Consider the following 12870-nt stretch of genomic DNA (forward strand, 5'->3'; position numbering starts at 1 on the left):
AACTAAAATGACACCATCGAAAAATATTTACGGCTTATGTGCATAGCAAGATAAAGATAGAAGCATTCTGCACTCAGCTCTAGATACACCATAGGCAATAAAACAGAGGATAGCGAAATGAGCCATTTACTCGACCAATTCCGTTTTTTTAAACGTAAACAGGGCGAATTTTCCGATGGGCATGGCGAGACGCGTGATGAAGCTCGTGATTGGGAAAACGTATATCGTAGCCGCTGGCAGTATGACAAAGTTGTGCGCTCAACGCATGGTGTCAACTGTACCGGTTCTTGCTCGTGGAAAATTTACGTCAAAAACGGCTTGGTGACGTGGGAGACGCAGCAAACCGACTATCCTGAAACCCGTCCAGATCTACCAAACCACGAACCGCGTGGCTGCCCACGTGGCGCAAGCTATAGCTGGTATATGTACTCAGCCAACCGTGTTAAATACCCTAAGGTACGTAAGCCGCTTCTAAAATTATGGCGTGAAGCCAAAGCGCAGTATCCTGATCCAGTCGATGCTTGGGGCAGTATTGTCCAAGACCCTATCAAAGCAGAACAGTACAAATCTAAGCGCGGTTTGGGTGGTTTTATTCGCTCGACGTGGGCGGAAGTCAACGAAATCATCGCTGCCAGTAACGTCTATACCGCCAAAACCTTTGGTCCTGACCGTATCGTTGGTTTCTCTCCGATTCCTGCGATGTCGATGGTCAGTTATGCTGCGGGTAGTCGTTATTTATCGTTGATTGGTGGTGTTTGCTTGTCATTCTACGACTGGTATTGTGATCTACCGCCAGCGTCGCCAATGGTCTGGGGCGAGCAGACTGACGTGCCAGAGTCAGCCGATTGGTACAACTCTGATTATATTATTGCTTGGGGCTCAAACGTTCCGCAAACGCGTACACCAGATGCGCATTTCTTCACCGAAGTGCGTTATAAAGGTACTAAAACCGTCTCCATCACCCCTGATTATGCTGAGGTTTCTAAGTTAACTGACTTATGGCTAAATCCAAAACAGGGTACTGATGCGGCAGTCGCGCAGGCATTCTGTCATGTCATTATCAAAGAGTTTTATCTTAAGCAGCCAAGCGATTACTTCTTAGATTACGCCAAACGCTACACTGATTTACCTGTGCTAGTCATGCTAGAAGGTGAAGAAGGCGCGCGCCATGCAGGTCGCTATCTGCGTGCTTCTGACTTAATCGATAATTTAGGTCAAGAAAACAACCCAGAATGGAAAACCATTGGTCTAAATAGTGATGGCGAGCTGGTTTCTCCACTCGGCTCTATCGGTTATCGTTGGGGCGAAAAAGGCAAATGGAATCTTGAGCAAAAAAGCGGCACGACAGGTGCAGATATTGACCTAACACTGACGTTAAAAGATAGCAATGAAACCTGCGTAGTCGGCTTTGATTACTTTGGTCATGTGTCACACCCACACTTTACCTCGGTACCGGGCGAAGCGATACAGCAAAAAACTGTCCCTTGCAAAACCATTACCCTTGCCGATGGCAGCACCGCTATCGTCGCCACCGTTTTTGATTTAACCGTTGCTAACCTTGGTGTTGATAATGGTGTTGGCGGCGAACACGTCACCGATGATTACAATGACGAGACGGTTCCGGGAACACCTGCTTGGCAAGAAGTCATCACGGGTCTTAGCCGTGAGCGCGTTATCCAAGTCGCACGTGAGTTCGCTGAAAACGCGCATAAAACGCATGGTAAATCGATGATTATCATCGGCGCAGGTATGAACCATTGGTATCACCTCGATATGAACTATCGCGGCGTTATTAACATGCTGATGCTGTGTGGCTGTATCGGTAAATCGGGCGGCGGCTGGGCGCATTATGTTGGTCAAGAAAAACTACGTCCACAGACTGGCTGGTTGCCATTGGCATTTGCACTCGACTGGATGCGTCCACCGCGTCATATGGCAGGTACCAGTTTCTTCTATACCCACAGCTCACAGTGGCGTCATGAAACTATTTCTGCCCATGAAATCCTATCGCCACTGGTTAATAAGAAATTCTTCCCAGAGCACATGCTTGACTATAATATTCAAGCAGAGCGTGCAGGCTGGTTGCCTTCAGCGCCACAATTAAACCGTAACCCATTGACCATCGCGGCCAAAGCCAAAGAAAGCGGCAAAGATATAGAAGAGTATGTCGTCGACTCTCTCGAAGATGGCAGCTTACGCTTTGCTTGTGAATCTCCTGATAATCCAGCCAACTTCCCGCGCAATATGTTTATCTGGCGCTCAAACTTATTGGGTTCGTCAGGTAAAGGCCATGAATATATGCTCAAGTATTTCTTGGGTACCAAAAACGGCCTGCTTAATGAAGAAAACGCCGAGGGTCATCTGCAACCAAAAGAAGTCGATTGGGTAGAAAAAGGTCCTACCGGTAAATTGGACTTGGTTGTCACTCTAGACTTCCGTATGTCGTCGACCTGTCTGTATTCTGACATCGTGCTACCGACTGCAACATGGTACGAAAAAGATGACATGAATACCTCAGATATGCATCCGTTTATCCACCCACTTACTGCAGCGACCGACCCTGCATGGGAATCTAAAACCGATTGGGAAATCTATAAAGGTATTGCCAAGAGCTTCTCTGAAGTCTCAAAAGGTCATTTAGGTGTTGAAACTGATGTCGTCACCTTGCCGATGCAACATGACACCCCGGGTGAATTGGCACAGCCGTTTGGTGGCACTGACTGGAAAACGGCTGGCGAAAAACCAGTACCCGGTAAGAACTGTCCGATGATTATGGTGGTTGAGCGTGATTATCCAAATACTTACAAGAAGTTTACTTCTATGGGTCCTGCCCTAGAAAAACTAGGCAACGGCTCAAAAGGCTTAAATTGGGATATGAAAACCGAAGTCAAACAGCTTGGTGATTTAAACCACCGTGTGACTGAGCCGGGTATTTCTGAAGGCAGACCAAGTCTCAATACCGCTATCAATGCTTCTGAAATGATTTTGATGCTCGCACCTGAAACCAATGGTCATGTCGCGGTAAAAGGTTGGGCGGCATTGTCACAGTTCACCGGTCGCGACCATACTCATCTTGCCAAATCTAGCGAACATGAAAAAATCCGCTTTAAAGATATCGTTGCCCAGCCGCGCAAGATTATTTCAAGCCCAACGTGGTCAGGTATTGAGTCGGATCAGGTGAGTTATAACGCCGGTTATACCAACGTTCATGAACTGATTCCTTGGCGCACGCTGACTGGTCGTCAGCAGTTTTATCAAGACCATCCTTGGATGCAGGCGTTTGGTGAGCAAATGCAACAGTATCGTCCACCGATTGATACCAAGACCACTGAACTGCTCAAAGACGCCAAACCAAATGGCAATAAAGAGATTGTACTGAACTTCTTAACACCGCACCAAAAATGGGGCATCCACAGTACCTACTCTGAAAACTTATTGATGCTGACCTTAAGCCGTGGTGGACCTTGTGTTTGGATGTCAGAAGTCGATGCGGCGAAAGCAGGTATCGTCGATAACGACTGGATTGAATTATTTAATGCCAACGGCGCCCTGACCGCTCGTGCCATCGTCAGCCAACGTGTCAAAGAAGGCATGACCATGATGTACCACGCTCAAGAAAAACTGGTCAATATCCCAGGTTCTGAGCAGACCGGTACGCGTGGCGGTATTCATAACTCAATGACCCGTACTATCTTGAAACCGACACATATGATTGGTAGCTATGCTCAGCAATCTTATGGCTTTAACTACTATGGCACCGTGGGTTGTAACCGTGATGAGTTTGTCGTAATTCGTAAAATGTCAAAAATTGACTGGCTCGAAGACAAGCCAGATAACGAATTACCGCGTCCACTACCAACCACCATTGAGGATTAAAGCATCTTCTTCTATTGAGAATATGTCGTTTTAAAAGAGTTTTTTAAAACGACATCTTTTAAACAACCTTGATGAAGAATAAAGGCTGCTTTTTCTACTAATATTTGGAGCACAGATCCATGAAAATTCGTTCGCAAGTCGGCATGGTGCTTAACCTTGATAAATGTATCGGTTGTCATACCTGCTCAGTCACCTGTAAAAACGTTTGGACCAGCCGTGAAGGTATGGAATATGCGTGGTTTAACAACGTTGAGTCAAAGCCCGGTATTGGCTATCCCAAAGAGTGGGAAAACCAAACCAAATGGAAAGGTGGCTGGATACGTAATGCCAATGGCACCATCAATCCGCGCATCGGTGGTAAATTTAGAGTATTGGCCAATATCTTTGCCAACCCGGATTTGCCAGAGATTGATGATTATTACGAACCGTATGATTTCGATTATCAGCATCTGCATACTGCGCCTATCAGTAACCATCAACCTATCGCCCGTCCGCGTTCAGCCATCACTGGCAAGCGTATGCAAAAGATTGAATGGGGTCCTAACTGGGAAGAGATTCTTGGTACGGAGTTTGAAAAACGTCGTAAAGATAAAAACTTTGACAATATTCAAGCGGATATCTACGGAGAGTACGAAAATACTTTTATGATGTATTTGCCGCGTCTGTGTGAGCATTGCTTGAACCCAACTTGCGTAGCGGCTTGTCCTAGTGGTGCGATCTACAAGCGTGAAGAAGACGGTATTGTCCTAATTGATCAGGAAAAATGTCGCGGCTGGCGCATGTGTATCTCAGGCTGCCCTTATAAAAAGATTTACTACAACTGGAAGTCCGGCAAATCTGAAAAATGTATCTTCTGCTATCCACGCATTGAAGCTGGCTTGCCAACGGTTTGTTCGGAAACTTGTGTTGGTCGGATTCGCTACTTAGGCGTCTTACTATATGACGCTGACAAAATCGCTGAAGCGGCTAGTACACCAAATGAAAAAGACATTTATCCAGCGCAATTGGATTTATTCTTGGATCCTAATGACCCTGTAGTTATTGCTCAAGCATTAAAAGACGGTGTGCCGCAGTCAGTGATTGATTCTGCGCAGCGCTCACCAGTATATAAGCTTGCCGTAGACTGGAAGCTTGCGCTACCGCTACATCCTGAATACCGTACGCTACCAATGGTTTGGTATGTACCGCCATTATCACCGATTCAAAACGCTGCTGAAGCGGGCAAAGTTGGTATGGATGGTCTGATTCCAGATGTTGATAGCTTACGTATCCCGCTACGTTATTTAGCCAATCTTTTGACCGCTGGTGATGAAGAGCCGGTTCGTCTGGCGCTAAAACGTCTGCTTGCGATGCGTAGCTACAAGCGTATGCAACTGGTCGAAAAACAAGAAGTACAAAGCATTTTAGACGACGTTGGTCTGACCAAGCTACAAGTTGAAGAGATGTATCGCTACTTGGCGATTGCCAACTACGAAGACCGCTTTGTGATTCCAACGGCGCATCGTGAAGAGGCGTTAAGTGACGCTTTTGCTGAACGTAATGGTTGCGGATTTACCTTTGGCGAGGGCTGTTCAGGACATTCTGACAACAGTATGTTTGGACAACGTAAAGCCAATCGCCGCGATTTCATCGATACTGTCCAAAAGTGGGAGTCATAAGATGCAAACTACTCAAGTTCATACCAGCAGTTCAGTAAATGACATTATTGAGACGCCGATGATTGGCGCTTCAGACTTAAAAATACTCAAAGTCCTAAGCTTACTTATCGATTATCCAAGCAATGAGCTGTTTTTAGGCGATACGCTTGCTGATTGCACAGAGATTGTAGCGACTTCAACCATTATTAGCCCTGAAGTACGTGCGCAAATCATTGACTTGATTGAAGATTTAATCGACACCGGCTCTCTTGAAGCACAAGCGCGTTATGACGGTCTGTTTGAGCGCGGTCGTTCTTTATCGCTGTGGTTGTTTGAACACGTGCATGGCGAGTCGCGCGACCGTGGTCAAGCCATGGTCGATTTGATGGGTCAGTACGAAGAAGCTGGCTTTGCCATTAGCGTCAAAGAGCTGCCTGATTATCTGCCTTTATATCTAGAATTTTTGGCGTATCAAGCGACGGTTATCGACGATGATATTCAAATTCGTATGGATATCGCCGATGTCAGCCATATTATTGCCTTGCTCGCTGCCAGACTTGAGCACCGCGGCAGTATGTATAAGGGCTGCTTTAATGCGCTATTGCAGATTGCTGGAAAGCCTTTAGACATAGTCGAAGAGTATCAAGAGAAAATCAGCAAAGAAAAGCCTGATGACAGCTTTGAGGCCTTAGATAAAGAATGGGAAGAGGAAGTCGTGACGTTTTTGGATGCGCAGCAAGAAGAGCGTTGCTCCTCTCAAACCAGCACCCAAAACCTTGCTGCAAAAGCGGGTGTTAGAGCCAATCCAAATGCTGTCGACGCCCCCGTACACTGGGTAGACTTTAAAACCAACCAGCCGGTTAAACCATAATAGGGAGAAAGGACATGAATATTGCAGATCCTAGTGTACAGTCTTTAGCCAACCTCAGTTGGCTGCAAATTTTCCTTTTTGGCGTTTATCCGTACATAGCATTAACTATCGCTATCATTGGTACTTGGGTACGTTTTGATTTATCTCAGTATTCATGGAAATCTGGTTCGACGCAAATGCTCAGAACCAAAAACATGCGCCTTGCCAGCAACTTATTTCACGTCGGTATTATCGTCGTATTACTAGGTCATCTCTTTGGCATGTTGACGCCGCATTTTCTTTATGACCGTTTTATCAGTGCCGGCCATAAGCAGATTTTAGCGGTGGTTGTCGGTGGTATCGCTGGGGTATTCTGTTGGTTTGGTCTGGTCATGCTGATGTGGCGACGCTTTACCGATGACCGCATCTCAAACACTTCATCGTTCTCGGACAAATTGGTACTGGTGCTGTTATTTATTCAGCTTAACTTAGGTCTTATTTCCATTTTTACCTCAGTGAAGCATTTAGATGGCTACACCATGATGAATTTGGCAGGCTGGGCACAAGACATCACTATCTTAAGACCTTGGCAGGCAGCGGCGCGTATCGAGCAAACTGACTTGATTTATCAGCTGCATATGGCGCTCGGTATCACCCTGATTGCGATATTCCCATTCACACGCCTTATTCATATTATCAGCGCACCAATCTGGTATTTCGGTCGCCGTTACCAGATTGTAAGAGAGAAACGTTCGCAATAGAAACGTTGCCAATAGAAATATCCACAATAGTGATACAGCATTGATGTTTAGATAAAGTTACGATACCATAAGATTCATTTTTAATGAATCTTATGTGAACTACTTAATTATTAGACGGTTACAGGCTTAATCCCAGCGCTTTTTATAACGTCTGATAATGGTTGTCAGGTTCTTAAAGAGAACTTCAATCCCTAAACTTATCAATGTGAAATATCACTAAAGGATCCACCATGGCGTCACCACAAACATTAAAAATCGTGAAAGCAACCGTACCTGTGCTCGAAGAACATGGGACCGCGATTACTACCGTATTTTATAAAAACATGTTCAACGAACATCCTGAACTGCTCGATATTTTTAACGAAACCAATCAAAAATTAGGCCGTCAGCAAACTGCACTGGCTATGACCGTTTTGGCAGCAGCCAAGCATTTGGAAAACTTAGCGACACTATTGCCGCAAGTTACCCAAATCAGCCATAAGCATCGCGCTTTGCAAATTTTGCCTGAGCACTATCCTATCGTTGGTCATCATTTATTGGGTGCTATCAAAGAAGTACTGGGTGAAGCGGCAAACGATGACATCATCGATGCTTGGACAGAAGCCTATGATGAAATTGCCGATGTCTTTATTCAGTTAGAAAAAGACATGTACGAGCAAGAGATGTGGGAAGGTTTTGCGCCGTTTACGATTACCGAAAAATCAGAAGCAGCGACTGATATTGCCGCATTTACTGTTGTTCCTGCAAACGATGATATTGATTTAAACAAACTTAAACTGTCTGCCGGTCAATACATCACCGTTAAAACCGATCCAACAGACAGCGAGCATATTGCTCTACGTCACTATTCTTTATATTCAGCCAATAGCGACAAAGGCATTCAGTTTGCCGTTAGACGTGACAACCGCAATGAGTATAATGGTTTAGTGTCAAACTACTTACATGATCACTTAGACGTTGGCGATACGATTTTATTATCTGCCCCTGCCGGTGATTTTGAGCTCAACCAAGACTTGGTACAACAAAACGAAATCCCATTGGTATTGGTCAGTGCAGGTGTCGGTGTCACCCCAATTTTATCGATGTTAGAGGCGCAAGTAACTGCCAATCCGCTACGCCCTATCGTTTGGGTTTATGCCTGTCAGAATAAAGAACATCATGCCTTTGACAGCAAAGTTAATGAGTTGCTTGCCGCTGCCGAAAATGTAGAAAAGCACATCTTCTACTTTGACTCTGGGCAAATTTTAGATGAGGCGTGGCTTGCCAATTTACCGAAGCCTGCCGATATTTATGTCTGTGGCTCTATGATGTTTATGGAAAGTATCATTGATGGCTTAATGACTCTTGACCATGGCGTTGATAGCGTTCATTACGAACCCTTTGGTCCGAAGATGAGCATAGAGCTGGCTTAATATTATCTGTCTAACTAAGTATTGAGTAAGATAGAAAATGCGCTCAATACTTGGTTAAAGATAGTATAAAGTCACTTAGCAACAGCCATAGAGCCGCCTTTAAATGCTTCATTAGCAGTAACATCATTTAAATGCGGCTCTATTTTTTTATTCCGCTTTAACACTCGTTATCTTTAATGCAAATAGTTTTTGACCCAAATAGTTTTAACAAAAACCTTAATCGTCATACTCATATTAACTGTAGTTTAAGATTGACTGTATTTTAAAATTCCTATTACCAGAACCCTTAGTGGAGCAAAAGCCATGACTGTCAGTACCTACAATCCAGCCGACCACACGACGACTAATAACGTAAATAACTATGTAAATAATCACGTTAGTAGTGACACTCATACTGACCATGCCGCTCATGCCCCTACTGGTGCTGATACTACACACGGCGGTCATGATTGCGGTCATGACCACAGCCACGATCATGATCATAGCCATGAGCACAACCATAGCCATGGTGATGATATCGTGCATCTGATGCCAACCTTGACGGATTTACAAAAACCACATTCTGATCAAGAGTTTATCGAAAAAGCGATGGCAGAAGAACGCAGCAACCATAAGAACCTGATTGCCTCTAGCCGTGATGAGCTGCCTTCAGTGACGGTTAATGGCGTGATGATAGATAGAACCAATATCGCCCAAGAGCTACAGTATCATCCAGCGGAAAACAAAGAAGATGCGGTATATTTAGCGACACAAGCGCTCGTTGTGCGTGAATTACTTAGATTGGCAGTTTTAGATGAGCCAAGCCTTGGTGAAGCGGTATGGGAAAACGACGAAGAGCAAGCGATTTCTGCCTTGATAGACAAAAACGTCCAAGCGACGATGCCAGATATGGCAACTTGTGAGCGTTATTATAATCAAAACATCACTGATTTTAAGACCGATCCTATTATGACCGTACGCCATATTTTATTGGCATGCCTGCCTGAAGATGGCGATGAGCGCTTAAAGCTTAAAAAGACCGCTTACGAATTAATTGAACAAATCAAAAACAATACCAATCCTGACGCCGAGTTTATTCAATTAGCACGCCAGCATTCAGCTTGCCCATCAAAAGAACAAGGTGGCGAGCTGGGCGTTATTAGCAAAGGGCAAACCGTACAAGAATTCGAAGGTGCGTTATTTAAATTAGATGCAGGACTTGCCCCAAGCCCTATCGAGAGCCGTTACGGTTTTCATATCGTTGATGTGCTCAATAAAGAACCTGGCATACAGATGACTTATGAGCAAGTTAGCCCTGCTATCCATAATAAGCTGAGCCAGCAAGCGTTTCACCAGTCATTATGCGACTACTTATTTACTTTAGCGAATGAAGCTGAAATCGAAGGTATCGACATGACGCTTGAGCAAGAGAATATTTTCCGCGGCTAAGCAATTCGCTGTCAGTCGCTTACTTCTTATGATATAAAGTAGCTCTTATGTTATAAAGTAGCTGCTACGGTATAAAGATTGCCAGCATATAACCTATTCTTTATACCTATATGCAGTTTCATATTAATAATACAGTTCAATTTTAATAAAATGAGTAAACGTTTATGATTACGGTTGCAGGGCTAATCTTTGAAATACAGCAGCGTATAGAAACTTATAATACCAAAGACTATCCGCTCAATAAAAGAGACGTCGTTAGCTACGACTTATTAGACAGCCGTCATCATATACTAGCAGAAGATATCGTCTCGCCCTTTGCTATACCAAGGCAAAACCTATCAGCGATGGATGGTTATGCGATTGCTAAAGACAGCGTACTCTCAGCAAACAGCACGATTGATATCGTCGGTGAATCACAAGCAGGCAGCCCTTACAGTGGTGATATACAATCAGGGCAAGGTGTCCGCATTTTTACTGGTGCGGTCGTTCCTGACAGCTGTGATACGGTTATCATGCAAGAAAACACCAACTTTGCTGCGATAAAAGACAGTATTGATAAATCACAGCCCTATGCTATTACCCTCAGTCAAAACGCTAAGCATGATGATAATATCCGTAAGCAAGGCGAAGAAATTGAAACTGGCGAAGCGGTTTTATTAAAGGGTAAGCGCTTAAATCCTAGTGATATCAGCCTACTGGCTAATTTAGGGCTCGATAAAGTCAATGTCTATCAGCCTTTAATCGTTGGTGTGCTCGCGACGGGCGATGAACTGGTTGCGATTGGTCATGAGCTGAACAGCTTGGCGCAAATCTATAACTCTAACACCCCTACTCTAAAAAGCCTGCTCGCTGATTTGCCCGTCACTATTCGAGATTATGGCATCATTGCTGATGATTTAGACAAAACTACTGCTGCCGTAACTCAAGCCATGCAAGAGTGTGACGTACTTATCTCTACTGCGGGCGTATCGGTTGGCGACTATGATTTTTTGACCACGGTCATTGAGCAGCTCGGACAGATTAACCATTATAAAGTCGCAATGAAACCCGGCAAGCCGTTTGTCTTCGGTGAGCTGACTAAAGACCTTGCCAAACCCGTATTATATTTTGGTTTGCCCGGTAATCCGCTATCGACCGTCGTCGGTAGCTTGCAATTTGTCATTCCAGCTTTGTGGCAAATGGCAGGCGCTGCGCCACAACAGCGACCCATGCAGCTCAGCCTAATCGCTACCCTTAAAAATGATATAAAAAAATCAGCGGGACGGATGGATTTTCAAAGAGGTATTTTGTCGCAGAATGCAGCGGGCGAATTTCACGTTGAGAGCTTTAGCAAGCAACAATCACACCGTATTAAACAGCTTAGCCACGCAAATTGCTTTATTCTTTTGGCACAAGATTCTGGCAATGTAGCTGCTGGCGAAACAGTAACCGTACAGCCCTTCCCTTGGTTGCACTGCTAAATAACAGCTAAATAATTGATTCATTGATAACTGTATAGCTAAAAAGCTGCATGGCTAATTAACGGTATAAAGAGTTACACAGTTAATAACTCTTTATACCGTTAATCATGAGAAACTGATTGTTTACTATCAAATACTATCTACTACTTTGGTAGTAGTTTTTAGCTCACTTACGGTGAATAGTTATTTGCTTGCCAGCTGTCATAATCGTATCTAAATAGAAATTCCCACTCACAACCTGAGGCAACGCCTAAAAGTACACACTATACTTAATATTAATGGTAATCATCTATGAACCATCTTGCCCCCAACGCAGGCAACGTGCAATTGTATTCGCCTGCCGCTGCACCCGCTGTTTTTGATGCTGACTCATCGAAAACTGCTATCACGTCGACGTATTCTCCGGTCACGCTCTCTCAACCATTAACCGATGGTTTCGCACGACGTCTAACCTATTTGCGTCTATCGATTACTGATTTCTGTAATTTTCGCTGTGAATATTGCCTGCCAGATGGCTATCAAGGCAAACCACCACAAAACGAGCTCAGTATCAGCGAAATTGCCACCTTAATCCGCGGCTTTGCCCAAGTTGGCACCAAAAAAGTCAGAATTACTGGCGGTGAACCCTCTATACGCCGTGATGTGGTAGAAATTATTAAAACCATCAAAAACACCGAAGGCATTGAAACCGTTGCCATGACCAGCAATGGCTATAAGCTTGGCAAGCATTTGGCTAACTGGCAAGCCGCTGGGCTTAACCAGCTCAATATCAGTATGGATAGCTTTAATGCTGCTACTTTTCATAAGATGACTGGCTTTGACATGTTGCCTCAGCTCTTGGCTGATATGGATACTTTACTTGCGACTACAGACATTAAGCTAAAGATAAACAGTATTTTAATGGCAGAAACGGCCTTTGAAAATCTGATGAATGCCATCGATTATATAAAAGACAGACCTGTCACTTATCGATTTATTGAATTTATGCAGACCAGTGACAACAGCGATTTGTTTTTTGCTCAGCATGCACAGTCCGATATTATTACCAATTACTTATTAAAAAACGGCTGGCAAACCCATGTGCGTGGCAGTAACGATGGTCCAGCAATAGAATATAGCCATCCAGATTATAAAGGACGCATCGGTATGATCGCACCTTATGCTGCCCATTTTTGTGACAGCTGCAATCGCCTGCGGGTCAGTAGCCAAGGCAAGGTGCATTTGTGCTTATTTGACCAAGGTAACTACGATATTCGTCAGTATCTCGAACAAGACGATGTGGCTGGTCTCGTTAATACCTTACACAGCTTTATGCCGATTAAACCTGAACATCATCATCTTCACGAATCAAACAGCGGCATGATGAATAATTTGTCGATGATTGGTGGTTAATTTATTAATAATAAAAACTTTTATTTTCATAACAAGCGTATTTATTAAGGAACA

The 12870-nt window shown here is 44.2% G+C and carries 8 protein-coding genes; all 8 read left to right on the forward strand.

Going from position 1 to position 12870, the window contains the following annotated elements:
- Positions 1 to 117 precede the first annotated feature (117 nt).
- The 8 genes from AC2FA3_RS06805 (at position 118) to moaA (ending at position 12816) form a co-directional block, all read left to right on the forward strand.
- Positions 118 to 3876 (forward strand): nitrate reductase subunit alpha, encoded by a 3759-nt coding sequence (locus AC2FA3_RS06805; RefSeq protein ID WP_490508931.1) that lies wholly within the window; start codon positions 118 to 120, stop codon positions 3874 to 3876.
- A gap of 119 nt (positions 3877 to 3995) precedes the next feature.
- Positions 3996 to 5534 carry a nitrate reductase subunit beta gene (narH, locus tag AC2FA3_RS06810; RefSeq protein ID WP_149489006.1) on the forward strand — a complete coding sequence of 513 codons (1539 nt, stop codon included), beginning with the start codon at positions 3996 to 3998 and terminating at the stop codon, positions 5532 to 5534.
- 1 nt (position 5535) lies between these two features.
- Entirely contained in the window at positions 5536 to 6384 is an 849-nt protein-coding gene (gene narJ / locus AC2FA3_RS06815; RefSeq protein WP_490508932.1) for a nitrate reductase molybdenum cofactor assembly chaperone, read from the forward strand.
- Positions 6385 to 6398: 14 nt separating this feature from the next.
- Positions 6399 to 7124: a respiratory nitrate reductase subunit gamma gene (narI, locus tag AC2FA3_RS06820; protein WP_490508933.1), complete on the forward strand. Its 726-nt coding sequence runs from the start codon at positions 6399 to 6401 to the stop codon at positions 7122 to 7124.
- Positions 7125 to 7354: 230 nt separating this feature from the next.
- Entirely contained in the window at positions 7355 to 8536 is a 1182-nt protein-coding gene (locus AC2FA3_RS06825) for a globin domain-containing protein (RefSeq protein WP_490508934.1), read from the forward strand.
- A 303-nt stretch (positions 8537 to 8839) separates the two neighbouring features.
- Positions 8840 to 9964, forward strand: a complete 1125-nt coding sequence (locus tag AC2FA3_RS06830; RefSeq protein WP_490508935.1) for a peptidylprolyl isomerase — start codon at positions 8840 to 8842, stop codon at positions 9962 to 9964.
- Positions 9965 to 10128: 164 nt separating this feature from the next.
- Complete coding sequence (locus AC2FA3_RS06835; protein ID WP_490508936.1) at positions 10129 to 11424, forward strand: molybdopterin molybdotransferase MoeA; 1296 nt, start codon at positions 10129 to 10131, stop codon at positions 11422 to 11424.
- Positions 11425 to 11715: 291 nt separating this feature from the next.
- Positions 11716 to 12816, forward strand: a complete 1101-nt coding sequence (gene moaA, locus AC2FA3_RS06840) for a GTP 3',8-cyclase MoaA (protein WP_490508937.1) — start codon at positions 11716 to 11718, stop codon at positions 12814 to 12816.
- Positions 12817 to 12870: the final 54 nt, after the last annotated feature.

Source organism: Janibacter sp. CoH_79_TC_3, assembly GCF_058197955.1.

Excerpts from the sequence above, each read along its gene's own strand:
- AC2FA3_RS06805 (WP_490508931.1), top strand. The coding sequence starts at position 118 with ATGAGCCATTTACTCGACCAATTCCGTTTTTTTAAACGTAAACAGGGC.
- narH (WP_149489006.1), top strand. The coding sequence starts at position 3,996 with ATGAAAATTCGTTCGCAAGTCGGCATGGTGCTTAACCTTGATAAATGT.
- narJ (WP_490508932.1), top strand. The coding sequence starts at position 5,536 with ATGCAAACTACTCAAGTTCATACCAGCAGTTCAGTAAATGACATTATT.
- narI (WP_490508933.1), top strand. The coding sequence starts at position 6,399 with ATGAATATTGCAGATCCTAGTGTACAGTCTTTAGCCAACCTCAGTTGG.
- AC2FA3_RS06825 (WP_490508934.1), top strand. The coding sequence starts at position 7,355 with ATGGCGTCACCACAAACATTAAAAATCGTGAAAGCAACCGTACCTGTG.
- AC2FA3_RS06830 (WP_490508935.1), top strand. The coding sequence starts at position 8,840 with ATGACTGTCAGTACCTACAATCCAGCCGACCACACGACGACTAATAAC.
- AC2FA3_RS06835 (WP_490508936.1), top strand. The coding sequence starts at position 10,129 with ATGATTACGGTTGCAGGGCTAATCTTTGAAATACAGCAGCGTATAGAA.
- moaA (WP_490508937.1), top strand. The coding sequence starts at position 11,716 with ATGAACCATCTTGCCCCCAACGCAGGCAACGTGCAATTGTATTCGCCT.